Annotated in this window: 15 protein-coding genes; 6 read left to right on the forward strand and 9 right to left on the reverse strand. The window is 67.5% G+C overall.

What is annotated here, in order from left to right:
- Positions 1-84 precede the first annotated feature (84 nt).
- The 5 genes from ACFOJE_RS18260 to ACFOJE_RS18280 form a co-directional block, all read right to left on the reverse strand.
- Positions 85-2,517 (reverse strand): heavy metal translocating P-type ATPase, encoded by a 2,433-nt coding sequence (locus tag ACFOJE_RS18260; RefSeq protein WP_377816142.1) that lies wholly within the window; start codon positions 2,515-2,517, stop codon positions 85-87.
- A gap of 100 nt (positions 2,518-2,617) precedes the next feature.
- Positions 2,618-5,785: a CusA/CzcA family heavy metal efflux RND transporter gene (locus tag ACFOJE_RS18265; RefSeq protein WP_377816144.1), complete on the reverse strand. Its 3,168-nt coding sequence runs from the start codon at positions 5,783-5,785 to the stop codon at positions 2,618-2,620.
- Positions 5,786-5,810: 25 nt separating this feature from the next.
- A complete protein-coding gene (locus ACFOJE_RS18270; RefSeq protein WP_377816146.1) occupies positions 5,811-7,043 on the reverse strand; it encodes an efflux RND transporter periplasmic adaptor subunit in 1,233 nt (410 codons plus the stop codon).
- A 53-nt stretch (positions 7,044-7,096) separates the two neighbouring features.
- Positions 7,097-8,302 carry a TolC family protein gene (locus ACFOJE_RS18275; RefSeq protein ID WP_377816343.1) on the reverse strand — a complete coding sequence of 402 codons (1,206 nt, stop codon included), beginning with the start codon at positions 8,300-8,302 and terminating at the stop codon, positions 7,097-7,099.
- A 274-nt stretch (positions 8,303-8,576) separates the two neighbouring features.
- Positions 8,577-8,933 carry a DUF2946 domain-containing protein gene (locus tag ACFOJE_RS18280; RefSeq protein WP_377816148.1) on the reverse strand — a complete coding sequence of 119 codons (357 nt, stop codon included), beginning with the start codon at positions 8,931-8,933 and terminating at the stop codon, positions 8,577-8,579.
- A 185-nt stretch (positions 8,934-9,118) separates the two neighbouring features.
- Here ACFOJE_RS18280 and ACFOJE_RS18285 point away from each other — a divergent pair, with 185 nt between their 5' ends.
- The 5 genes from ACFOJE_RS18285 (at position 9,119) to ACFOJE_RS18305 (ending at position 18,226) form a co-directional block, all read left to right on the forward strand.
- Entirely contained in the window at positions 9,119-9,526 is a 408-nt protein-coding gene (locus tag ACFOJE_RS18285) for a DUF2946 family protein (RefSeq protein WP_377816149.1), read from the forward strand.
- 254 nt (positions 9,527-9,780) lie between these two features.
- Positions 9,781-11,745: a TonB-dependent receptor gene (locus tag ACFOJE_RS18290; RefSeq protein WP_377816344.1), complete on the forward strand. Its 1,965-nt coding sequence runs from the start codon at positions 9,781-9,783 to the stop codon at positions 11,743-11,745.
- Between the two features lie 55 nt (positions 11,746-11,800).
- Positions 11,801-13,150, forward strand: a complete 1,350-nt coding sequence (locus ACFOJE_RS18295) for a PepSY-associated TM helix domain-containing protein (protein WP_377816151.1) — start codon at positions 11,801-11,803, stop codon at positions 13,148-13,150.
- A 292-nt stretch (positions 13,151-13,442) separates the two neighbouring features.
- Positions 13,443-16,022, forward strand: coding sequence for a sensor domain-containing protein (locus ACFOJE_RS18300; RefSeq protein ID WP_377816152.1), 2,580 nt, complete (start codon positions 13,443-13,445; stop codon positions 16,020-16,022).
- A 299-nt stretch (positions 16,023-16,321) separates the two neighbouring features.
- A complete protein-coding gene (locus ACFOJE_RS18305) occupies positions 16,322-18,226 on the forward strand; it encodes a potassium transporter Kup (protein ID WP_377816153.1) in 1,905 nt (634 codons plus the stop codon).
- A gap of 17 nt (positions 18,227-18,243) precedes the next feature.
- Here the strand turns inward: ACFOJE_RS18305 and ACFOJE_RS18310 are convergent, their stop codons facing one another.
- The gene (locus tag ACFOJE_RS18310; RefSeq protein WP_377816155.1) at positions 18,244-19,005 is read right to left on the reverse strand and encodes a CHAD domain-containing protein; all 762 of its coding nucleotides are present in this window, start codon (positions 19,003-19,005) and stop codon (positions 18,244-18,246) included.
- Between the two features lie 200 nt (positions 19,006-19,205).
- Positions 19,206-19,835: a SixA phosphatase family protein gene (locus tag ACFOJE_RS18315; protein WP_377816156.1), complete on the reverse strand. Its 630-nt coding sequence runs from the start codon at positions 19,833-19,835 to the stop codon at positions 19,206-19,208.
- Between the two features lie 523 nt (positions 19,836-20,358).
- Here ACFOJE_RS18315 and ACFOJE_RS18320 point away from each other — a divergent pair.
- Complete coding sequence (locus tag ACFOJE_RS18320) at positions 20,359-20,907, forward strand: class I SAM-dependent methyltransferase (RefSeq protein WP_377816157.1); 549 nt, start codon at positions 20,359-20,361, stop codon at positions 20,905-20,907.
- A gap of 58 nt (positions 20,908-20,965) precedes the next feature.
- Here the strand turns inward: ACFOJE_RS18320 and ACFOJE_RS18325 are convergent, their stop codons facing one another.
- Entirely contained in the window at positions 20,966-21,379 is a 414-nt protein-coding gene (locus ACFOJE_RS18325) for a type IV pilin protein (protein ID WP_377816158.1), read from the reverse strand.
- Between the two features lie 4 nt (positions 21,380-21,383).
- Positions 21,384-24,254, reverse strand: coding sequence for a PilC/PilY family type IV pilus protein (locus ACFOJE_RS18330; RefSeq protein WP_377816159.1), 2,871 nt, complete (start codon positions 24,252-24,254; stop codon positions 21,384-21,386).
- Between the last annotated feature and the right edge of the window lie 11 nt (positions 24,255-24,265).

Consider the following 24,265-nt stretch of genomic DNA (forward strand, 5'->3'; position numbering starts at 1 on the left):
GAAATGGCCGGGCCGGATCGATCTTCGCCGCGGACCGGCAGGGGCGGGGCGGCGCCTTCCCGCCCCGGTCGCCCGGAGGTTTCGTCAGCGGCGCAGCAGGCGCAGGCCGTTGGCGGTGACCAGTAGGCTGACCCCCATGTCGGCGAATACCGCCATCCACATGGTGGCATGTCCGGTCAGGGTCACCGCCATGAACAGCGCCTTGACGCCCAGCGCCAGCGCGATGTTCTGCTGCAGAACGGCCACGGTGTGCCGCGACAGACGGATGAAGGCCGGAATCCGGCGCAGGTCGTCGTCCATGATGGCCACGTCGGCCGTCTCGATGGCCGTGTCGCTGCCCACCGCCGCCATGGCGAAGCCGATGTCGGCTCGCGCCAGGGCGGGCGTATCGTTGATGCCGTCCCCCACCATGCCGACGACGGCACCCCCGTTCGCCATCAGGGCTTCGACGGCGTGCAGCTTGTCCGTGGGCAGCAGGTCGCCCCGGGCCTCGTCGATCCCCACCTGCGCGGCGATGGCGTCGGCCGTGTGGGAATTGTCCCCGGTCAGCATCAGGGTCCTGACGCCCAGCCCGTGCAGCTCCGCAATGGCCGCCCGGCTGCTGTCCTTGACCGTATCCGCCACGGCGAACAGGGCGAGCGCCCGGGTTTCGTCGGACAGGATGTTGACCGATTTCCCCTGCAGCTCCAGGCGTGCGAGGACTTTCTCGATCGCCGGCGAGCAGTGCCCGCGCTCTTCGAGCAGGCGGTGATTGCCCAGGTGGTAGAGCCGGCCGTCGATGCGGCCGCGGACCCCGAGTCCGGCCAGGGCCTCGAACTCCTCGACCGGCTGCAGCGCGATGCCGGCCTCGGCGGCATGGCGGGCGATCGCCCGCGACACCGGGTGGTCCGAGCGGCTGGCGAGGCTGGCCGCCAGCGACTGGTAGAGCGGCGCCTGGGCGGGGGCGGCGGCCAGCATCTCGAAGTCCGTCTGCACCGGTTTGCCGTGGGTGATGGTGCCGGTCTTGTCCAGCGCCAGGTGGCTGAGATGGCGGCCGTTCTCCAGGTAGACGCCGCCCTTGATCAGGATGCCCTGGCGGGCCGCGGCGGCCAGGCCGCTGACGATGCTGACCGGCGTGGAGATCACCAGCGCGCACGGACAGGCCACCACCAGCAGCACCAGGGCCCGGTAGATCCATTCGAACCAGGCCCCGCCCAGGAATAGCGGCGGCAGGACGGCGACCGCCAGGGAGAGGGCGAACACGGCCGGCGTGTAGACCCGGGCGAAGCGGTCGACGAAGCGCTGGGTCGGGGCGCGGGCGCCCTGGGCCTCTTCCACCGTGTGGATGATGCGGGCCAGGGTGGTCCGGCTCGCCTCCGCCGTCACCCGATACTCCAGCGAGCCGGCTTCGTTGATCGTCCCGGCGAAGACGGGATCGCCCGGGCTCTTCTCCACCGGCAGGCTCTCCCCGGTGATCGGGGCCTGGTTCACCGCCGAGCGACCGCCGACCACCTCGCCGTCGAGGGCGATCCGCTCGCCGGGACGGACGCGGACGATGCTGCCCAGCGCCACCGCGTCCGCCGCGATCTCGGCCCAGGTGCCGTCGTTTTGGCGGACGGTGGCCCTGTCCGGGGCCAGCTTCATCAGCTCGCCGATGCTATGGCGGGCGTGGTCCAGGGATTTGGCCTCGATCAGCTCGGCGACCGCGAACAGGAACATGACCATCGCCGCTTCGGGCCACTGGCCGATCAGCAGCGCCCCGGTCACGGCGATGCTCATGAGCGCGTTGATGTTGAGGTTACGGTTCTTCAGGGCGATCCAGCCCTTGCGGTAAACGTCCAGGCCGCACAGCAGCACGGCCGACAGGGCGATACAGGCGACCAGCCACTCGGGCGCCAGCTGCGCGAAGTCGAGGATCTCGGCGGTGGCGGCGGCGATACCGGACAGGGCGAAGCGCCACCAGTGCCGTCCTGCGCCTTTCTCCGGCTTTTCGACTTCGGGCGGTGCGGCCGCATCCGCGACTTCCGGGGTGAAGCCGAGCTCCCGGATGGCGGCGAGGGCGGCGGGAAGGCTTTCCGGGGTATGGCTGAGGGTGAGCGAGCGCTGGAGCAGGTTGAAGCGCATCCCCTCGATGCCCGCCAGCCCGGAGAGCCGCTCCCGGATCAGGCGCTCCTCCGTGGGGCAGTCCATCTGGGCGATGGCGATGCGGGTGTCGACCGTGGCCGTCAGCGGGACCGCGGTCATGCCCAGCGAGGCGATGGAGTCGATGATCGTCCGCATCGGCAGATCGTCGTCGTGGCGGACGGTCAGGGTCCGCTGCACGAGCCGGAACTGCAGATCCCGCACCCCGGGCAATACCTGCAGCCTGTCGCGGATCAGGGCTTCTTCCGTGGGGCAATCCATCTGCTCGATGCGAAAGGCGCTCAGGCGGCCTCCCGGGTCGGGCCGCGGCGGATGGGAAGGGCCCTGGCTTCCGGAGTCCGATGCGCCGGCACAGCAGGCATCGGGAGTTTTCGCAGTGTCGCAACAATTCGCCATGTCGAGTTCCTAGGGGACGGCTGTCCCAATTAAGGCTCTGTAGCCACTATAGGGTCAAAACAGCCCGCGCATGGCACTGCCGCGGGCATCGGTCGCGCCTTCAGGGGGCCGGCGCCATGGCCTTCTCCGGCTCGTCCTCGTCGCGTCGGTGCGCCCAGCGATACAGGGCCGGCAGGACCAGCAGGGTCAGGGTCGTGGAGGAGAGGATGCCGCCGATGACCACGGTGGCCAGCGGGCGCTGCACCTCGGCGCCGGTGCCGGTCGCCAGCGCCATCGGCACGAAGCCCAGGGATGCGACCAGCGCAGTCATCAGTACCGGTCGCAGGCGGGTCAGCGCCCCTTCGGTAACCGCCGCCGCCAGGGGATGCCCCGCTTCGCGCAGATTGCGGATGAAGGCGATCATCACCAAACCGTTCAGCACGGCGACCCCGGACAGCGCGATGAAGCCGACCCCCGCGGAGATCGACAGCGGGATGTCGCGCAGCCAGAGGGCGAGCACACCGCCGGTCAGGGCGAAGGGAATCCCGGTGAACACCAGCAGCCCGTCCTTGACGTCGTTGAACATCAGATAGAGCAGCGTCAGCACCAGCAACAGGGCGACCGGCACCACGATCCGCAGGCGCTCGGCCGCCGACTGCAGCTGCTCGAACTGGCCGCCCCAGGTGATCCAGTAGCCGGCGGGAATCTTCACCTCCCGGTCGAGGCGTTCGCTCGCCTCGCGGACGAAGGAGCCGATGTCGCGCCCCCGCACGTTGGCGGTCACCACCACCAGGCGCTTGCCGTTCTCCCGGCTGATCTGGTTCGGTCCCTGGGCGAGGTCGAGACTGGCCACCTCGGACAGCGGAATGAAGCCCGCCGGTCCGGGAGTCCCGCCGGCGCTCGGCGGAAGCGGGAGCAGCAGGCGGGACAGCCCCGGGATATCGGTGCGCAGGTCCTCGGGCAGGCGCACCACCATGTCGAAGCGTCGGTCCCCCTCGAACAGTGTGCCGGCCTGTCGACCACCCACGGCAATGGCGACGGTGTCCTGCACGTCGGCGACGTTGAGCCCGTAGCGGCCGGCCTTGTCGCGGTCGATGTTCACGGTCAGCACCGGCAGACCGCTGGTCTGCTCGACCTTGACCTCGGCGGCGCCGCCGACCTGTTTCAGGGCGGATGCGATGCGCGCGGCGGTGGCGTTGAGCACCGCCATGTCGTCGCCGAAGACCTTCACCGCCACGTCGCTGCGCACCCCGGAGATCAGCTCGTTGAAGCGCAGTTGGATCGGCTGCGAAACTTCGTAGTTGCTGCCGGGCACCTCGGCGCCGGCCGCCTCCAGTTCCGCAATCAGCTGCTCGCGGGACTTGCCGGGATCGGGCCATTCGGCCTTCGGCCGGAGCATCACGTAGCCGTCGGAAATGTTCGGCGGCATGGGGTCGGCGGCGATTTCGGCGGTGCCGGTGCGGGCGAACACTCGCTTCACCTCGGGCATGCGCTCGACGATGGTCTTTTCCAGGCGCCGTTGCATCGCCACCGACTCCGAGAGGCTGGTGCCCGGTACGCGCAGCGCCTGCAGGGCCAGATCGCCCTCGCTCAGGCTGGGGATGAACTCGCTGCCCATTCGCGATGCGAGCAGGCCGCAGAGCGCCACCAGGGTGACGGCCAGGGTGAAGACCACCGGGCGCTGGCGCATCACCCAGTCCAGCACCGGGCCGTAGGCGCGCCGGGCGGCGTGCATGACGGCGTTTTCCCCTTCCTTCACCCTGCCGGTGATGAACAGGGCGATGGCGGCTGGGACGAAGGTGACCGACAGCAGCATGGCGCCGAGCAGGGCGATCACCACGGTGAAGGCCATCGGGTGGAACATCTTCCCCTCCACCCCGCTCAGGGCGAAGATCGGCAGGTACACCACCATGATGATCGACTGGCCGAAGATCAGCGCGCGGCGCGCCTCCCTGGCGGCGAGGAACACCTCCTGCATGCGTTCGGTCCGGCTCAGGCCGCGGCCCAGCCGGTGTTGCGCCTCGGCCAGGCGGCGGATGGCGTTCTCCACGATGACCACCGCGCCGTCGACGATGATGCCGAAGTCCAGCGCGCCCAGGCTCATCAGGTTGGCGCTGATCCGGTTGCCGAACATGCCGGTGAAGGTGAACAGCATGGCCAGCGGGATCACCATCGCGGTGATCAGCGCGGCGCGGATGTTGCCGAGGAACAGGAAGAGGATGGCGATGACCAGGATGGCGCCCTCGACCAGGTTCTTCTTCACCGTGGCGATGGCGCGGTCCACCAGGTCGGTACGGTCGTAGACCGGGGTCGCCACCACCCCTTCGGGCAGGGAGCGGTTGATTTCCTCCAGACGTTTGGCGACCGCCCGGGAGACGCTCCGGCTGTTCTCCCCGATCAGCATGAAGACCGTGCCCAATACGACTTCCTTTCCGTTGTCGGTCGCCGCCCCGGAGCGCAGCTCCCGGCCGATGCCGACCGTGGCGATCTGGCCGACCCGGATCGGCGTGCCGTTGACGTTGGCGACCACGATGTCGGCGATGTCCTGCTCCGTCGCCACCTGGCCGGGAGCCCGGACGATCAGCTGTTCGCCGTTGCGCTCGATGAACCCCGCGCCGACGTTGGCGTTGTTGCGCTCCAGGGCGCTCATCAGATCGGTGAGGGTCAACTGGTGGGCGGCCAGGCTCTTCGGGTCCGGGGCGATCTGATACTGCTTGGCGAAGCCGCCGATGGTGTTGATCTCTGCGACGCCGGGCACGTTGCGCAGCTGGGGTTTGATGATCCAGTCCTGGATCACCCGCAGGTCGGTCGGCGTATAGGGCGTGCCGTCCTCCTTGCGGGCGTCCTCTTCGGCCTCGACGGTCCAGTGGAAGATCTCGCCCAGTCCGGTGGAGATGGGGCCCATGGTCGCCTGCGTCCCCGGGGGCAATTGCTGGCGGGCGAGCTGCAGCCGTTCGCCCACCTGCTGGCGGGCGAAGAACAGGTCGGTGCCTTCCGCGAAGATCACCGTGACCTGCGACAGCCCCGTGCGCGATAGCGAACGGGTCAGCTGCAGATGCGGCAGGCCGGCCATCACGGTCTCGATGGGGTAGGTGATGCGCTGCTCGGTCTCCAGGGGCGAGAAGCCGGGCGCCGCGGTGTTGATCTGCACCTGCACGTTGGTGATGTCGGGCACGGCGTCGATGGGGAGCTGGCGGTAACTGGCGATACCTAAGCCGGCCATGCCCAGCACGGCGAGCAGCACGACCAGGCGCTGCTCGATGGCGAAGCGAATGATGCGTTCGAACATGGGAGGGACTCGCTGCCGGTGCGGCTCAGTGGGAGTGGGAAGCCGAGGCTTTGCCCAGCTCCGACTTGATGACGAAGCTGCCGGCGGCGGCGACCTCGGTGCCCGCCGTCAGCCCGTCGACGATCTCGACGTACCCGTTCCCGCGCTCGCCAAGGCTGACCGGTTGGGCGACGAAACCCTCGGCGGTGCGCACGAAGACGGTGGGCCGCTCCTCGAAGGTCTGCAGCGCTTCTTCCGGTACGCTGACCGGCACCTCGCGGCTCTCGCTGACCACCCGCACATTGACGAACAGACCCGGCCGCCAGGCGCCCTGGGGATTGTCGAGGGTGACCCGGGCGGTCGCCGTGCGGGTCTGCTCGCCGATCAGGTTGCCGATGTAGGTGACGGTGCCCGCCACCTCGGCATCCAGGTCCGGCGCCGCGACCCTGGCCGACGTGCCGACGCGGACCAGACTCAGATCCCGGGGAGCGACGCTGAAATTGGCCCAGACCCGCGACAGGTCGGCGACGGTAAAGGCACTGGTCGTTTCGTTCACGACTTCGCCGAGCACCAGGTGCTTGGCGACGATCATGCCGGCGAACGGCGCGCGCAGCTCCAGACGGTTGCCGCTGCCGCGGCTGGCATCGCCGCCGAACGCCCTCAGCTTCTGGCGGGCGTTGTCCAGGGCGATCTCCGCGTCCTGCAGCCCCTGACGGGCCTGCTGGTAGTCCTGCTCGGCGGAAATCTGCTCCTTCCACAGGCGCTCTTCGCGCGCATAGGTGGCACGGGCCAGCTCGAGCCGACGTTGCGCCGCTGCCGCCTCGCTGCGCAGATCGGACAGCGGCTGGCTGGCGAGCACCGCCAGGAGCTGGCCCTTCTCCACAGCCTGACCGAGAGTGACGAACACTTCCTCGACCACTCCCGAGGCGCGCGGAACCACGTGAGCGGTGTGATCCTCATCGAAGCCGATCGTGCCGGGATAGCTCTGGTAGACGTCAAGGCGGGCGGGTTGCGCCTTGGCCAGTACGATGCCGGCCGCCCGTATCTGCGCCTCGCTCAGGTGTACGACGTCTTCCTCTTCGTCATGGGCGTGGGCCTCGCCGTCGGTCTCCTCGTGGCCGTGTTCTGCCTCGTTCCCATGGGCCTCGCCTTCGTCCTCGGCTCCGTGGTTATGCTCATGGGGAGCCGCCGGTTGCGGGCTGTGGTTCAGGATCAGGGCGCCGGTGCCCAGGCCGAGGGCCAAGATCAGGGCGATGGCGAGTTTCTGTGATTTGTGCATGGATGCTCCGTATTCGAAACGCTCTGGTTCGCGGTCTACCGGTCGCGGCGGTCTCAGTCCTGACCGTCGGCGGTGGCGTTGCCGTAGAGGCGAACGATCTGGACCCAGGCGCCGGTAACGTCGGCCAGGGCCTGCAGGTATTGGTTGCGTGCCGCGATCAAGGTGCGCTGCGCGTCCAGCACGTCGAGAAAGCCGAACTTGCCCATCTGGAAGCCGCGGGTCGCGGTATCCACGGTCTTCTGGGCCGAGGGCAGAATCTGTCGCTCGTACGATTCCACCGAAATCAGCGCGGTCGCCCATAGGTCGAGGGCCTGCTGCGTCTCCGCGCGCAGACGCAGCTCGGTGGCGTTGCGCAGATCCCGGGCCTGATCGGTCCGCCGGGCGGCTGCGAGCACGTTGCCCTGGTTGCGATCGAACAGCGGCAGCGGCATGGATACTCCGAGGACGCTGACCCGGTCCCTGTTCTGTCCCTCGTACTGGGTGCCCACGCTGAGGCTGAGGTTGGGGATGCGATGGCTCTTCTCCAGCGCCAGCGCAGCTTCGCCTTGCTCGACCTGCAGGGCAGCCAGGCGCAGATCGGCGGACTCGGGAAGCAGGGCGAGCAGGCGCGACGGCTCGGGCCGCGCGGGAAATGCCTGGGGATCGCCCTGCAGATGCGAGAACTCGGTCCGAGAGCCGCCCATCGCCACGGACAGTTGCCGGAAGGCGTTGGTCCGCAGCCGCCCGGCCTCGTTCAACTCCAGTTGGATGGCGGAGAGCTGGATCTGCGCCCGGGTCGCCTCCATGGGCGAGGATTTCCCGGATTCGACGCGTCCCGTCGCCACCCGCATTCCGCGTTCGGCGAGGGCGTACGACTGCTGCGCCAGGTCCAGCCGGGCCTGCGCCCGCAACGCCCCGTAGAAGGCTTCGATGACCGCCGCGGCCAGGAGGTTGCGCTTGCGCTCCAGGCCGACGGCGGCGACGTCCTGCCCGCGCTCGGCCAGCTTGATCCGGGCGCCGCGCTTGCCGCCGAGTTCGATGGGCTGGGTCAGCAGCAGCGTGGCGGTGGTCTTGCTTCGGCGGATGCCTTCCGCCTCCCAGGACAGGGTCGGGTTGGGGATGAGGCCGGCCTGGCGCCGGGAGCCCTGGGCGATCCCGATTTCTTCTTGGGACGCGGCCAGCTCCGGATTGTTCTCGTAGGCGATCGCCAGGGCGTTTCCTATCGAGAGGGATTCGACCTCGGCGGCCACGACGGCCTGCCGGTCGATCGGAAAGATCATGATCGCCAGCGCCAGCCAGGCGCCCGGCAACCAGCGTTTTTTTCGAGAGAGCAACTCGATACTCCTGATGCGTTCCCTGGCTCTGCCGGTCGCTCGGGCGGACCGATCGCTATGGCCGCGGCCGAAGACCGCCCAGTGACGGGGCAGTGTGGGCAGACAAGGGATTGCTGTACCGCCGGCACGGGCTGTCAGAGCGCGGCCGGCTCAGGTCACGCCAGGCACGATGTCGTGCGCCCGGGCGTGGGTCAGGGCGAGGGAAATAGGCCCTCGCCGATCAGGCGAGGCGAGCCCAGTCGGGGCGATCGGGCGGGGAGGCGGGGCGGAACAGGGGATGGGCCTGGAAGCCGGTCGCTCCGGGCGAGTCGGTAGTGGCCACGAGCAGCGACAGTTCGCCGAGGAGCGGGGTGATGCTCGCGGAGAAGCAGGCGTTGCAGTCGCCATGCTGGCTCTTGCCGGTCTGGGGATCGGCGGGGTCGTCCTCGCTTGTCGCACTCGGCTTGTGCTGGTGGGAGTGGTGACCGAGGTGCTTCGTATGTTTGCCGCCCTCGTGCTGGCAATAGCTGCCCAGCGCGGCCCAGCCGAGCTGCATCGGTAGCAGAACCAGAAGAAGGATGGTGATCCAGCGGCGCATACGGAAGGCTTGCCTAAAGTCGGACGGGCAAAGGCTAGCAGCTGCGACGCGAAAAAAAAACGCCGGCCGCAGCCGCGCTCCGCGCTGGGCGGCCGCTGCGCTTTCCGCTAGTCTGCACGACTCGCCACCGGACCGGCGTTCTCCTGCCGGACTGCCCGCAACCCTCGAGACGACACGGCTGTCACATGCGTCCACACCGTCCGATCCCTGCCTGGATCGCCTGCCTGGCCTTGCTGCTGCACCTGCTGCTGATGCCCGCGTCCGGCAGCATGCCGGTGCAGACCAAGCGGCTGATGGGCTGGGGCGGTTATTGCGGCAGCGCCGAAGCGTCGGTCCGGGGCGGGGACGAGCAGTTTTCCCATGCCGAGCATGCCGATCACGATCACCCGGACGCGACCCACCATGCGCTGATGCAGCATTGCTGCTGCGGGGTGTCCGCGGTGTCGCTGCCCGCGCTGCCGCCCGCCGCGCCGCCGCCGATCGCTTCCCGTCTCCTGGCGCATCTGGCGACGTTGCCGCAACCGCCGCCGGCGGCGCTGTCTCCGCGCCGGCAATGGCCCAGTCTTAACCCCCGCGCTTCCCCCTCCGCGTAAGCCGCCCGTGGTCCGGTCCCGACGCGACCGGCTTTCACCGGCCCCGACCCGTCCGCCTGCGGCGGCAGCGACCGCTGCCGCCGGTTGCCGTGCCCGCGCCTGTCGGGCGCATCGGGCGGCCGGGTTCGGGCGACTGTTTCGTCCCGATCCATCGAGGGGTACAGATGTCTTTTTCGTCGTACAGGAGAGGTCGCAGCCTCTCCGCTTCGCGCCTGCCCTGCCTGCTGGCCTCGGGCTGGGCGCTCTGCTGTTCCATGGCCCAGGCCGAAGACCGGGCCGAGTCGGCCATGTCCCTGGGCGCCGTCACCGTGAGCTCCCGCCAGAGCGGCCCGCTGTCCACCGCCAGCGTGCTCAGCTCGGTGGATATCCTCGGCGCCGACATCATCGAGAAGCAGCCGGTCACCTATAGCTGGGAGCTGTTCAACCGCGCGCCGGGGGTGGAGATCACCCAGTTCGGCCAGGGCACCAGCTCGGGCAAGATCTCCATGCGCGGCTTCAACGGGGAGGGCGAGATCAACGCCGTCAAGCTGCTGATCGACGGGATTCCCAGCAACAGCAACGACGGCAACATGCCGTATCTCGACATGATCTTCCCGCTGGAGATCGACAGCATCGAGGTCGTGCGTGGCACCAACGATCCCCGTTACGGCCTGCACAACATCGCCGGCAACGCCAACGTGGTGACCCGCACCGGGGGCGACTACGGCAAGGCACGAGTGCGCTACGGCAGCTTCGACACGCTCGAGGGCCAACTGGCCAAGGGCTTCGAGAGCGAGCGCTGGACGCAGAACTTCTTCGTCGGCTACCAGCGCAGCGACGGCTACCGCGACCACGCCGACATGGACCGCTACACGCTCTCCGGCAAGTGGTTCTACAGCCCGGACGACGGGCGCCACCGGATCGGCCTGATCGCCCGGCACTACCAGGCCGACGCCAAGGAGCCGGGCTACCTGCTGCGGGACGACGCGCACCGCTCGCCGCGCCTGTCCTACGACCTGTCCGACCACGACCAGGGCCGGCGCGCCATGACCCAGCTCAGCCTGCATCTGGACAGCGAACTGACGCCGGATCTGTCCTGGTCGACCAAGAGCTACCTGAACCGTCTCGACGACGACCGCTGGGTCCGGTACTCCCAGAGCGTCTCGCAGCAGCAGCGCAGCACCGGGGAAACCCACTACGGGGCGCGGACCTCGCTGACCTGGCGCCCGGAGATCGGCCTGCTGAACGACTTCGCCCTGGAAGGCGGCCTCGACATGGAACGCCAGGAGAACTCCAGCAAGCGCTGGACCACCCAGGCGCGGGTCAAGCAGAAGCAGACCCGCGATCAGCGTTTCGACTTCGACATCTACGGCGCCTATGCGCAGCTGGTGCTCAAGCCGGTGGAGTCGCTGAAGATCGTTCCCGCCTACCGCATCGACCGGATCTTCGGCAGCCTCAGGGACGGCCTCACCGGCAATCGCTACGACGTCAACGACTACGGGCTGATCAAGCAGCCGAAGATCAGCGTCGTCTATTCGCCCTGGCGGCTCGCCAGCCTGTACGCCAACTGGGGACGCACCTTCCAGGTCGGCACCGGCGCCTCGGCCTACAAGGTGCCGCCGCGCACCACGGACCTGGCGCCCTCGATCAACGACGGCTGGGAGACCGGCATCAAGTTCAAACCGGTCCGCTGGCTGGACGGCCGCGTCGCCTACTGGGAACAGGTGGCTTCGGACGAGGTGCGGCGCAAGCTCAACGACCCGGGCGGGGATTCGGAGAACGTCGGCAAGACCAAGCGCTGGGGCTACGACCTGCAGCTCAACCTGCACCTGCCGCGCGACACCGACCTCTGGCTGGCCTACTCCTGGCAGCACTCGCGCATCGAGAAGCCCGACCCGGCGCTGCCGGCGAGCAAGGGCAAGCAGATCGATCACGTGCCCACGCAGCTCTATTCCGCCGGGCTGAGCCACCAGGCCACGCCGAAGCTGCAGCTGAGCGGCTGGCTGAACGGCCAGAGCGACTACTACCTGGAGCGGGAGAACACCCAGGGCAAGTACGGCGGCTACACGCTGGTCAACGTCGGCGCGACCTATCAGCTGACCTCCAGCCTCGCCGTGGACCTGCAGGTGAAGAACCTGGCTGACCGCTATTACGAATACGTCTGGTACGACGGGACCCAGGCCCTGCACGCCCCCGGCGACCGGCGGGCACTGTACGCCGGCATGACGCTGGATTTCTGAGCCACTCCCGAGCCGGTCGCGGCCGGCTCCTTTCCCCTTCAGCAGGCAGGTCATCATGTCGAATCCTTCCTCGGTCCGCTCCGCCCGCGGCCACCTGGCTCCGCTGCTGTTCCGGCTGCATGGCTACATCGGCCTGTTCGTCGGGCCGTTCCTCGTCGTCGCCGCCCTCAGCGGGGTGCTCTACGCCCTGACCCCGCAGCTCGAGGAGCGCCTCTATGCCGGCGAGCTGTTCGCCGCGAGCCGGGGACCGGCGCTGCCGCTGGCCTGGCAGATCGAGGCGGCCCGGGCGCGCATCGGCGAGGCGGCGCGCCTGGCGGCGGTGCGTCCGGCGCCCGCGCCCGGCTTCACCACCCGGGTGATGTTCGCCCAGGCGGGAGCCGGCCCCTCCGAGCACCGCGCCCTGTTCGTCGATCCGGTGAGCGGCGAGATCCGCGGCGACCTGCCGGTCTACGGCACCAGCGGCGTGCTGCCGCTGCGGACCTGGATCGACCGGCTCCACCGCAGCCTGCTGCTGGGGGAATGGGGGCGGCTGTACAGCGAGCTGGCCGCCTCCTGGCTCTGGGTCGCGGCCGTCGGCGGCCTGCTGCTGTGGCTGACGCGTCGCGGCGGAGCGGCGCCGTCTGGCTTCGCGGCCCGCTGGCACCGCCGCCTCGGCCTGGGGCTGCTGCTCGGGCTGCTGTTCTTCTCGGCGACCGGGCTGACCTGGTCGAAGTGGGCCGGCAGCCGTATCGGCCTGCTGCGCGCCGAGTTCGGCTGGGCGACGCCCGCGCTGTCGACGGCGCTGTCCGCTTCGACGTCCGCCGCCGGCGCCCACGACGAGCATGCCCATCACGGCACGGCGCCGTCCGCGGCTGCGCTCCCGGCCGAGCCGGCGCTGTTCGATGCGGTGCTGGCGGCGGCCCGTGCGGCCGGCATCGACGCCGGGAAGCTGGAGATCGTGCCGGCCACGGCCGCCGGCAGGGCCTGGACGGTGAGCGAGATCGACCGTGGCTGGCCGACCCAGGTCGATGCGGTCGCGGTGGACCCCGTCCGCCTGACCGTCACCGACCGGGTCGACTTCGCCGATTACCCCCTCGCGGCCAAGCTCACCCGCTGGGGCATCGATGCGCACATGGGCGTGCTGTTCGGCCTGGCCAACCAGCTGCTGCTGGCCGGCGTCGGCTGCGGATTGCTGCTGATGGCGGGCTGGGGCTACCGGATGTGGTGGCGCCGCCGGCCGGGGCGGGGCGCTGCCGCGGGGCTCTGGCGAACCCTGCGGCGGCTGCCGGGGCCGATGCGGCTCGGCATCCTGGCCGGCGCCACGGTCCTCGGCCTCTGCCTGCCGGTGATGGGCGCGAGCCTGCTGGCCTTTGTTCTGCTCGACGGGCTCCGGGTGCGCTCGGCGGCGAGGGGCGAACGGGGCTGAGAAGGGCGGCGGATGGCCGCCGGGTGCGCCCCGGCGAGGCGACGTCCCCCCATCACGCCTCAAGAAGAGCGGCGCGCTGCCGATATCAAGGTACCGATCATCGGAAGTGGTACGAGCGTTCCAGCTCTGCTGCGCCCGGTGCAGTGCCTCTGCCCGGCAGGGGTACGCACCGACGCTTCGGTCGGTGTTGCGACGCGCCGGCCAAGAGCGTTCCGCTCGCGTCCTTCGAACACCCACCCTATCGCCTTTGAAGCGGGCCGCTTTTCGGGCTCCAACCTGCGAGGAAATGAGAATGACCGAAGGAGCCGGGTCGGCCATATCGCCGCTGGCACAGCTGGCCGCACTCAGTCGAGTGATGGCCATCGCCGAATTCGAGCCGGACGGCACCTTGATCCATGCCAACGACAATTACCTGTCCCTGTTCGGCTTCACCCGCGAGGAGGCGCTGGGCCGCCATCACAGCAGTTTCTGCCTGCCCGCCTACGCGAACAGCGACGATTACGGCGACTTCTGGGCGCGTCTGCGCGGCGGCGAGGCCCATTCCGGGTTGGCCGAGCGGATGCGCAGCGACGGTAGCAGTTGCTGGCTGGAGGCGACCTATACCCCGGTGCTGGACGGGGCGGGGCGGGTATTGCAGGTGCTGAAGATCGCCACCGACATCAGCGAGCGCCTGCTGCTCGAGCGGGCCCAGCAGGAGCATCTGCAGCGGCTGTCGCTGGTGGCCGACGCCAGCGACACGGCGGTGATGATCAGCGACGGCGACTTGCGCATCGCCTACGTGAACGCCGGCTTCAGCCGCATGCTCGGCTGGAGCCTCGAGGAGATCCACGGCGAGCAGGCCTTGGCGCTGCTCGCCCCGCAGTTGCCCGATGCCGGCATCGCGGAATACGACGCCGCCCTGCGCGAGGGGCATTCCGCGGAGCGGGAAGAAATCGTGGTCGGCAAGGACGGTCAGCGCTACTGGGCGAAGATCATCAGCAACCCCATTTTCGACGAGGCGGGGCGCTGGTCGTACACGGTGACGCTGCTCACCGACATCACCCGCTCGAAGATGCACGAGGCGCTGCAGCACCGGGCGCTGGAGGCGATGGCGCGCGAGCAGCCGCTGACCGAGGTGCTGGAGCTGATCTGCCAGGAGGTGGAGCGCATCGCCCCGGAAATCACCGCTTCCATTCTCGAGGTCGACGACCAGGGACGGCTGCGCCCCCTGGCCGCGCCGAGCCTGCCGCAGGACTATTGCCAGCAGCTGGACGGGGTGCCCATCGGGCCCACCGTCGGCTCCTGCGGTACCGCGGCCTGGCGCAACCAGACGGTGCGGGTCGACGACATCGCCCATGATCCGCTGTGGGCCGACTACCGCCAGCTGGTCCTGCCGCTGGGCTTCATCGGTTGCTGGTCCACGCCGATCCGCGACAGTCAGGGGCGGGTGATCGGCACCTTCGCGTTCTATTTCCGCAAGCCGCGCACCGAGGCGGCGCTGGCCTTCCATCAGCGGCTGGTGGATGCCAGCGCCCATCTCTGCACCCTGGCGCTGGAGCGCGAACGCTCCCGCCAGCGCATCCGGCAACTGGCCTTCTACGACGGCCTGACCGGCATGCCGAACCGCAGCCTGCTGCAGGCCAAGGCCGACCAGGCCATCGCCGCGGCGGCCCGCCAGGAGGAGCCGGTGGCGGTGCTGTTCATCGATCTGGATCGCTTCAAGCAGGTCAACGACTCCCTCGGCCATCCGGCCGGGGACGAGCTGCTGCGGCAGGCGGCCGACCGGATGCAGAGCCAGCTGCGCGCTTCGGACATCGCCGGCCGGCTGTCCGGCGACGAGTTCGTGGCGGTCCTGCCGCAATGCGACGCGGACGGCGCCGCCGACATCGTCGAACGCCTGCAGACCCTCCTGGCCCAGCCGATGACGATCGCCAACACGGTGCTGACGGTCTCCGCCAGCGTCGGCATCGCCATGTTCCCCTCCGACGGGCGCGACATGGAAACCCTGCTGCAGCGCGCCGACATGGCGATGTACCAGGCCAAGAGCAGCGGTCGCGGCTGCTTCAGCTTCTTCAGCAGCGAAATGAACCGGTTGGCCCAGGAGCGGCTGGTGCTGGAAAACGCCCTGCGGGAAGCCCTGCGCAAAGGGCAGTTGCATCTGCACTACCAGCCGCAGGTCGAGCTGGCCAGCGGTCGCCTGTATGGCGTGGAGGCGCTGGCCCGCTGGCGCCATCCGGAACTGGGCGAGATTTCCCCGGCGCGCTTCATTCCGCTGGCCGAGGAGTGCGGTCTGGTGGCGGATCTGGGGCGCTGGGCGCTGAGCGAGGCCTGCCGGCAGCTGGCGGCGTGGCGCGCCAAGGGGTTGGCGGTGCCGGCCGTCGCGGTGAACCTGTCGCCCACCAGCTTCCACAATCTCGACCTGCCCCGGATGATCGCCGATACCCTGCGGGGCAATGCGCTGATGCCCGAGGACCTGACCGTGGAGCTGACCGAGAACGTCCTGCTGGACACCAATCCCAGCACCATGAAGACCATCGAGGAGGTCCATGCCCAGGGGGTGCGCCTGTCGATGGACGACTTCGGCACGGGCTATTCCAGTCTCAGCTATCTGCGCCGCCTGCCGGTCTCCGAGCTGAAGCTGGATCGCAGCTTCGTCGCCGACCTCGACCACGACGAGGCCGCCCGCGCCCTGAGCAACGCCATCCTCGGCATCGGCAAGAGCCTGCATCTCACCGTCGTCGCCGAGGGCGTGGAAACCGCGACCCAGCATCTGATGCTGCGCGAACAGGGCTACCCCGTGGCCCAGGGCTACCTGTTCTCCCGTCCGCTGGCGCCGCTGGATTTCGAACTCTGGCTGGCCGAAGCGATGGAGGGGGTGGCGCCGATGGTCTGACGCCGCTCCCCGGCCTTCGCGGCTTTGCCGCGGAGGGCCGTTTGCCGGGTTCCGCCTGCGCTTCGATTTTTTACGGCTTCTTTACGCCCGCTCCGCCGGGTTCCCGGTGATACTGGCGTCTCATTTTTCCTATGAGTCGGCCCCCCGAATCCCCGCCGAGCGGATGCTCCGGCAGCGGTCTTTTTGGCACCGCGCTCGGTCCGTCATGGCAGTGCCGATGCCTGCTGCCGGACCAGCCGGCCGGCGGGAGATAGGGGCGTGACAGGCAGGCCGGGCGTGCCGTCGTCAGGAGCGAGCGAATGAGTCAAACCAGCGTACTGCAGTCCTCCCACGATCAGGTGCGCGCATCCTCGGGGCTGGGGCTGCTGATCGCGGCCACCGGCGTGGTCTACGGCGACATCGGCACCAGCCCGCTGTACACCCTGAAAGAGGTGTTCGCCGGCCATTACGGCGTGGCCGTCAATCACGACGGGGTGCTGGGCATCCTGTCGATGATCTTCTGGTCGCTGATCTGGGTGGTGTCGATCAAGTACGTGCTGTTCATCCTGCGCGCCGACAATCAGGGGGAGGGCGGCGTGATGGCGCTCACCACGCTGGCCCGTCGGGCGACCGCGGCCTATCCCCGCCTGAGCCGGACGCTGATGCTGCTGGGGCTGTTCGGCGCCGCGCTGTTCTACGGCGACAGCATGATCACCCCGGCGATCTCGGTCCTGTCGGCCATCGAGGGGCTGGATCTCGCCTTCAAGGGCGTCGGCCAGTGGGTGAAGCCGCTGGCCCTGGCGGTGCTGGTCGCCCTGTTCCTGATCCAGAAGCACGGCACCGCGCGTATCGGCATCCTCTTCGGTCCGATCATGGTGATCTGGTTCCTGGTGCTGGGCGGGCTCGGCGTCCACGGCATCCTGCAGCGGCCGGAGGTGCTGAAGGCGCTGAATCCCTGGTGGGCCGTGAATTTCTTCCTGACCCATCCGGGGCTCGGCGTGACCATTCTCGGGGCCGTGGTGCTGGCGCTGACCGGCGCCGAGGCGCTCTATGCCGACATGGGCCACTTCGGCCGGCGGCCGATCGCCCGTGCTTGGTTCTCCCTGGTGCTGCCGGGGCTGGTGCTCAACTACTTCGGCCAGGGCGCGCTGCTGCTGGCCGACCCCGCCGCCGCGCGCAACCCCTTCTACCTGCTGGCGCCGAACTGGGCGCTGCTGCCCATGATCATCCTGTCCACCCTGGCCACCATCATCGCCTCCCAGGCGGTGATCTCGGGCGCGTTCTCTCTGACCCAGCAGGCCATCCAGCTGGGCTACGTGCCGCGCATGCAGATCCAGCACACCTCCAGCGCCGAGCAGGGCCAGATCTACATCGGTCTGGTGAACTGGGCGCTGATGGCCGGCGTGGTGCTGCTGGTGCTCGGCTTCGGCTCGTCCGGGGCGCTGGCCTCGGCCTACGGGGTCGCGGTGACCGGAACCATGCTGATCACCACCCTGCTGGTGGCGACGGTGATCCTGCTGCTGTGGAAGGTGCCGCGCTGGTTGGCGATCCCGGTCCTGCTGGGTTTCCTCTGCGTCGACAGCCTGTTCTTCGCCGCCAACGTGCCGAAGGTCTTCCAGGGCGGCGCCTTCCCCGTCATCGCCGGCATCGGCCTTTTCGTCCTGATGACCACCTGGCGGCGCGGCAAGGAGAACCTCATCCAGCTGCTGGACGAAACCGCCTTGCCCCTGCCGGCCTTCATCGAGAGCGTGCGTCTGCAGCCGCCGCACCGCGTGCACGGCACGGCGGTGTTCCTGTCGGCGCGACCGGAGGCCGTACCGCATGCCCTGCTGCACAACCTGCTGCACAACCAGGTGCTGCACGAGCGGGTCGTGCTGCTCACCGTGCAGACCGAGGACAGCCCGCGGGTGCCGCGGCAGCAGCGCTTCCAGGTCGACAGCTACGGGGAGGGCTTCTACCGGGTGATCCTGCATTTCGGCTTCATGGAGGAGCCGAACGTGCCGGAAGCCCTGCGTCTGAGCCATCTGGAGGATCTGGACTTCAGCCCGATGCGTACCACCTTCTTCCTCAGCCGGGAAACTCTCATTCCGACCAAGCGCATGGCGATGGCCTACTGGCGCGAGACGCTGTTCGCCTTCCTGCAGAAGAACGCCAACAGCAGCATGCGTTACTTCCAGTTGCCGGTGAACCGGGTGATCGAGCTGGGAGCCCAGGTGGAGATCTAGTCGCGGGGGCGCCGGGATCAGGCCGCGGGGAAGTCCTTGAGCAAGGGGGCGAGCGCCTCGTCCGAGCGCCGTTCGGCCTCGGCCAGGGCCTGCTGCCAGGCCGGCCGCAACGCCTGCAGATCGGCTTCCCGCTCGGCCCGGCTCAGCCATTGCACGCGGTCGTGCCAGTCGCCGAGTGCCGCTTGCGCCGCCTTCAGACGTTTCGGGGCCTTGCCCGGCAGATCGGACAGGGCGGGGTAAACCTCGTCGGCATATCGCACCCGCTTGATCAGGACGCGCAGCCGATGCCGGTCATGGCCGGGATCGCGCAGGCATTTCCCCAGCTTCCGTTGCTGCTTGGCCAGTTGCTTGCGGATATGCCGCCGCAGCTCCCTGAGTTGGCCCTCCCGCTTCGCCGTGCGGCAGATCGCCGGCCAGGCGGCCAGGGAACTGCGCAGCAGCAGCCATTCGGAGCTGGACAGGAGGGCATCGTAGCTGTTCTCCAGGGCCTGCCGGCGGGCTGCGCTCAGCTGCGCGAACCCGCGGGAATCGAGTTCCTGGATCAGGACTTCCGTGTCGCGCAGGTGCGTGCTCCGGTGGCCGATCTCGGCTGCGACGCCTTCCAGGGCGCCGATGCCGGGAAATCCCCGCAGGGGGCGCAATACGCTGCGCAGCTGGCGGATGGCGACCCGCAGATCGTGCAACGCTTCGCCGTCGCTGCGGGCCTTCAGCCGTTCGCTACAGGCCAAGAGCAGGGACTCCGAGGTCACGACGTGCTCGATCAGATCGTCGACGATCATCGTTTCCTCCAGAAGAGCGCCCAATGAATGAAAAAGAGAGGCGGTGACGCTGCGGTCATTGCCGGGAGTGCCTCGGCGTCATCTTACCGTTCGGTTGCGAGCCGCGGTAACCCTGCTCGGCCAGCCGGCGCCGGGGGAGTCGACGAGCCCGGCCGCAAGTAAGGAAGCAGGGGGCGATGTCGCCGTGAGCGGGGGGATGGCTAGCCCTTGGCCTTCTTGGGATAGTCGAGCCTGGTCTTTTCGGGCTTCTCTTCGCCCACTTCCGCCCAGGACTTGATGGCGAACCTGAATTCGGCGACGGCGCAGGTGGGCAGGCACTTGATCTTGCGGGATAGGCGATTGGCCATCGCGAACAACTGGGGGTTGTGACCGACCAGCATGACGCGCTTCAGTGTGTCGTCCAGGGCCCGGATGATCTCCAGCATCTCGTCTGCCTGGCAGGCGTAGAGCCGCTCGTTCACCACGATGGCCTTGAGGTCGTAATCGAGCTTCTTGGCGATTCCTTCCGCGGTGGCCAGAGTCCGCAGCGCCGGGCTCGACAGGATCAGATCGGGTTCCACCGAGCGTTTCGCCAGTCGCTTGGCCATCTTCTCCAGAGCCCGTCTTCCCAGGTCGGTCAGCGGGCGGTCCCGATCGGAAAAGGCGGCCCCCTCTTTGCTCGATTGGGCATGTCGAACGAGGTATAGCCGTTTCATCGCCTCATCCTGCGCATGGTAGAAGTTGCTTTCCCGTTTCGGCTCGAACGCTTCTTTGAGAATTAAAATTAGTTCATTGTCAGTGGATTGCAATATGTTTGGGCGTAGGAGCGCTTCGCTGAACTTCCTGCTCATGGATTGTCTGAAGTTTGGACGTGCTCTTTGGTTTTCATGTTGCTGAAATATTGTATTGATATCATGAATCGATGCTGTTTCGATAACGACGTTATCTTGATGGATCCTTGACGGTCTTTTCACCAGTGCTTGTCTAGCTTGTGTGTGCTGGTCTGCACGTACGTGCCGCTGTAGCCGGGTGGCACGTTATTCCCACTTTGTCGGGATATGGAATATTCAAAGAGAAGTAGTGCGGCGTGCTGTCAGGCAAGTTCAAGTATCGGTTAATTATGTATTGATCGTTTTTCGGTAATGCCAATGCTTTGCGCGTTGTAAGAGAAGTTTCTTCTCCTTCTCTCGAAAAGAAGAGTGGGGGATGACTGCCTGAGAGCATGGCGGAGCTTGAAATAATTATTATATTTCTCCGGAGCGCACAGCCTTGATTAATTCCAGTTCGACGACCTACCGCGGTCGCGTCAAATACGACAAGCAGACGGCCCTGAGCTACGAGGAGCGCCGCCATCGCTCCAAGGACTCTGCCGAAATGCGCCTGATCGATCGTGCCTTCGCCAGCATTCCCCGCGACCATCGCGTACTCGATGTTCCCTGCGGCGGCGGTCGGGTGACGGCCCATCTGGCGCATCGGGGTTATGCCGTGAGCGCCGCCGATCTGTCCGATGCGATGCTGGATATCGCACGGAGCAATCTGGCCGCCCAGGGACTCGGCTGCAGCGTCGAGAAGCAGGATATCGAGCATCTGTCGGTGCCCGATCGTGGCTTCGACACGGTCGTCAGTTTCCGGCTGTTCCACCATTTTCCCGAGCCGTGCATCCGTCACCGGGTGATCAGGGAACTGTGCCGGGTTGCCGGCCGCTACGTCGTTCTGTCCTATTTCAGCCCGCTCTCCGTCACCTCGATGAAACGGCGCTTGCGAGAAGCGCGCGGCGGACGCAAATCGGAGAAACACGCCACATCGCTGGCGGAGCTGGAGATTTACTTCCGGCTCGAGGGTTTTCGTCTGGTCGAAGATTTCGCCCGACTCCCGCTGCTGCACACCCTGCATCTGGCGCTCTTCGAGCGCGTCGATCCGTAGGGCTAGAGGAGAGAGGATGCCGGAAGCCGGGCCGTTCTTTAGAGGGACGGCGCCGACTTCACCAGCAGGTCGCGGGAGTGCGCAGGCCACGATGATTGAGGCTGATGTTCGGACAGCCACTGTCGCTGGTCTGCGGGGCACGCGCCGGGATGGCCCTCAGGGTGAAGCTGGTGGCATTCAGATTCTCGGCGATCAGTTGATAGAAGCCTTTGGCGCTGTTTTCGCCCTGGGCCAGCTGCTGGGCGGCCGTGCAGGGGCGAGCCTCCGTATTCAGGTAGCTGTTGTTGCGGCTGAAGCAGCGCTCCAGCCGCTGAGCCGCATCGAGCAGCGCCGTCTGCGCGTCGACCCTGTTGCTGCGCTGCACATAGGACTGGTACGACGGATAGGCCACGGCGGCGAGAATGCCGACGATGGCTACCACCACCATCAGTTCGATCAGGGTGAAGCCCCGGGCTCTGCGGTTCAGAAACATGTGTCTACCTCAATTGCAGCCAGGATTGCCGACCGGACTCGAATCCGCCCTGTTCGTTGACGACTTTGATCGCGCCCGACGTACTGCCCATGTATTTGTATTCGATATTGCCGCCGGAAATGATGCTGGGGGAGCCCACGATGCCATCATCGAAGGGCATGCCCGAAACCAGTCCGTCATTCCCATCGAAGTCGCCATCGCCGTCGGTGTCGAACACCGAGTAGGGCAGGCGTGCCCCGCTCTGGGCGTCGAGCTCCATCAGCCAGCTCCGGCCGCCGGCCACGCAGGGATCCAGGGTGGGGATGGCGGTGACGAAGATGACCCGGTCGTAGCGCAGGCGCGCTTCGTAAATCACGCGCTCGCCCTCGGCTCCGGCGCTGGTCACGAGGGGCAGGTACCAGCCGGGGGACTGGCCCTGGCCGGTGCCGATGGTGAATCTGCCCGTGTCGACCTGACGATAGCTTTGGCCGTTCTGGCTGATCAGGCTGATGCTCCGCTTGTACAGGTCATCCGGCGTCAGCGGTTTGCCGTTGCTCTTGCCGTCGTCCCAGACCGCATAGAAAGCCTGCAGGGACGTGTCGCCCTTGTCCTCGGCGCCGAGATAGCGGCCGGTGCCGAAATAGATCAGCTGGCCTTCCGCGTTCGTGACCGATCCTATGGTCGGTTTGGCCGTGATGGGCTGGCTGTTCCCGGCCTGGAACAGTGGCTTGGGTTGGTTGCCCGACTTCAGGGCCACGCCCCAGCCAGCGGCGGTATCGGTCGACAGGTCGAACTTCCATAGGTTGCCGAGCAGATCCCCGGCGTATGCCGACTGGATGATGCGCCGGGAATCCGGCAGGGCGGCCGGGGAGGACAGGCCGTTGGCGCTGCCGGCCGGATTGGCCGCATCGCCGTTATCGATCTTCGCCAACAGGGCTCCGCTCCCGGCGCTCAGCACGTACAGCATGGCGCGCTGTCTGTCGCTGTTGTATCCGTTGCCGAACAGCACCCCCCAGTCGCCGTTGGCCAGCGGGCCGATCTGCGGCGTACCGAAGGTCAGGCCGAGGTCGCTGTCGCTGTATTCCCAGAGGATGTCCTCGGTGCCGAAGTTCTCGGGATCGGTGACGTCCAGGGCGAAAACGCTGCGTCCCCCGGCGCCCAGGCTGCCCACCAGCAAGGTGTGCCATTGGCCATTGAGGTAGACGTCGGACAGGCTGAGGCCGCCATCGACATAGTAGCGGTGTGCTCCGCCACCATAGCCGGGGCTGGTCAGGAGCGCGAGCTTCTCGGCAACCCCGCGTGGAATGAAGGCGAACAGCTCCTGACCGGTTTCCGCATGGAAGGCATGCAGCATGCCGTCGTTCGCGCCGGCGAAGAGCACCGGGGCGTGTTGGGCCTTTTTCTGCAGGTAGTCGCGATAGCTGCTCTGTCCCAGCTCCTCGGCGCTGTCGCTTGGGTTCAGGTTGCCCAGGCGATCAAAGCCATAGCTTTGTGCGCCGCCCATGAACAGCAGGTTGGAGTTGATCACGTCGCCCATCAGGGTGCTGCGCTTGCGCAGGGTCACGCCATCTTCTCTGCTCCGGTCGCCGCGCAGCCAATCCACTCGCTTCTGCGCCAGACTGCTGTCGCCTCCTGCAGCCAGGGCCGTCTGCACTTCCGCATCGAGGTTGGCGAGTTGGAAGGTCACTCCCCCCTGTTTCCCGGCTGTTGCGCGCCACGTGTAGATATGGCGACCGGCCGCACTGGGGAAGCTGCTCCCGGTGTCCCACACGGCAGAACCGAGACTGCCATCGCTGTTCACCTGGCGGGCGAGGATGCTCCCGGACCAGTCCTTGGGATCGTAGGTGGCCTGATAGAAGTGCGTGCCGCTGTCCAGGGAGCTCGAGTTGGCGGTGGTCGAGGCGGCCGCACCGCTCTGGCTACTGATGGCCGCGATGGCTTGGCCCAAGGCACTCTGCAATTGATCGGCATCGTCGGCCGTGTAGTACTGGCCGCGGCCGTACTCGGCGGCATCCTGGAGCATCTGCTGGGCCGTGGTGAAGCCGACGGTGTAGGTGTGCAGACGGCGGCGCTCGCGGGTGGAGTCGTTGTTCAGGTCCGCGGAGAGCCTGTCGGCGATGTCCAGGTCCCAGGCGAACAAGGCGATATCGTCGACGTACAGGTAATCGCCCACGTTGCTGATGTCGTTACGCGGGCCGTCGGAAAAACGTACGTTCTTGTTGGTGTCGTGCTTGCCGTCCCAGTCCGGCAGGCTGTTGCGGGTCCCGTATTCGTCGGGGCTCTGGCCGTGCATGGTCAATGCATCCGGATCGTTGCTGGGGAAGCGGCTGTCGTATTGCGGCTCGCCGTCGGTGAGCATGATGGTGTAGTTGGCCTGACAGCGGTATTGCAAGGGGCTGCTGTAGCTGACGCCGTTCTGGTAGGCCGAACTCATGCCACGGTAATAGCGAGTCACTTCGTAGAGGGCCTCGGCGACCGGAGTCGAGCCGTTCGCCGTGAGGCTGTCGATACCGCTGAGCAGATTCTGGACGCTCGCGCCGGCCGGCTGGATCAGCCGGGCTCCGTTGTAGGAATTGGCATCATCCAGGTACTGGTAACGTCCGGCCCGGTAGGTCGTGCGCGTGCCATCCAGGCGGAACAGGCCGAAGCGCACGTTGTCGGAGTTGTTGTTGATCAGGTCCTTGGCTATCCGCTTGGCGGCGTCCAGACGCGATTCGCTCGAATTGGGCAGCAGGTCGGCCATGCTCCCCGAGGTATCCATCAGCAGCACGACGTTCGGTGGCACCGTCTCGCTCTTGCTCAACGGAATCTGCGATATCGAAACCGCGGCCTGGGCCGACAGGCCGCCGAACAGCAGGCCGGCCAGGGTCAGCGTCAGCCGACTGGAAATGTTCATTCGCTTGGTCT

It is taken from the genome of Azotobacter bryophylli (genome assembly GCF_042643485.1).
Lineage (GTDB): Bacteria > Pseudomonadota > Gammaproteobacteria > Pseudomonadales > Pseudomonadaceae > Azotobacter > Azotobacter bryophylli.

Excerpts from the sequence above, each read along its gene's own strand:
- ACFOJE_RS18270 (WP_377816146.1), bottom strand. The coding sequence starts at position 7,043 with ATGCACAAATCACAGAAACTCGCCATCGCCCTGATCTTGGCCCTCGGC.
- ACFOJE_RS18315 (WP_377816156.1), bottom strand. The coding sequence starts at position 19,835 with ATGAGCAGGAAGTTCAGCGAAGCGCTCCTACGCCCAAACATATTGCAA.
- ACFOJE_RS18310 (WP_377816155.1), bottom strand. The coding sequence starts at position 19,005 with ATGATCGTCGACGATCTGATCGAGCACGTCGTGACCTCGGAGTCCCTG.
- ACFOJE_RS18330 (WP_377816159.1), bottom strand. The coding sequence starts at position 24,254 with ATGAACATTTCCAGTCGGCTGACGCTGACCCTGGCCGGCCTGCTGTTC.
- ACFOJE_RS18320 (WP_377816157.1), top strand. The coding sequence starts at position 20,359 with ATGCGCCTGATCGATCGTGCCTTCGCCAGCATTCCCCGCGACCATCGC.
- ACFOJE_RS18285 (WP_377816149.1), top strand. The coding sequence starts at position 9,119 with ATGCGTCCACACCGTCCGATCCCTGCCTGGATCGCCTGCCTGGCCTTG.
- ACFOJE_RS18295 (WP_377816151.1), top strand. The coding sequence starts at position 11,801 with ATGTCGAATCCTTCCTCGGTCCGCTCCGCCCGCGGCCACCTGGCTCCG.
- ACFOJE_RS18300 (WP_377816152.1), top strand. The coding sequence starts at position 13,443 with ATGACCGAAGGAGCCGGGTCGGCCATATCGCCGCTGGCACAGCTGGCC.
- ACFOJE_RS18260 (WP_377816142.1), bottom strand. The coding sequence starts at position 2,517 with ATGGCGAATTGTTGCGACACTGCGAAAACTCCCGATGCCTGCTGTGCC.
- ACFOJE_RS18280 (WP_377816148.1), bottom strand. The coding sequence starts at position 8,933 with ATGCGCCGCTGGATCACCATCCTTCTTCTGGTTCTGCTACCGATGCAG.
- ACFOJE_RS18305 (WP_377816153.1), top strand. The coding sequence starts at position 16,322 with ATGAGTCAAACCAGCGTACTGCAGTCCTCCCACGATCAGGTGCGCGCA.
- ACFOJE_RS18275 (WP_377816343.1), bottom strand. The coding sequence starts at position 8,302 with ATGATCTTTCCGATCGACCGGCAGGCCGTCGTGGCCGCCGAGGTCGAA.
- ACFOJE_RS18265 (WP_377816144.1), bottom strand. The coding sequence starts at position 5,785 with ATGTTCGAACGCATCATTCGCTTCGCCATCGAGCAGCGCCTGGTCGTG.
- ACFOJE_RS18290 (WP_377816344.1), top strand. The coding sequence starts at position 9,781 with ATGGCCCAGGCCGAAGACCGGGCCGAGTCGGCCATGTCCCTGGGCGCC.
- ACFOJE_RS18325 (WP_377816158.1), bottom strand. The coding sequence starts at position 21,379 with ATGTTTCTGAACCGCAGAGCCCGGGGCTTCACCCTGATCGAACTGATG.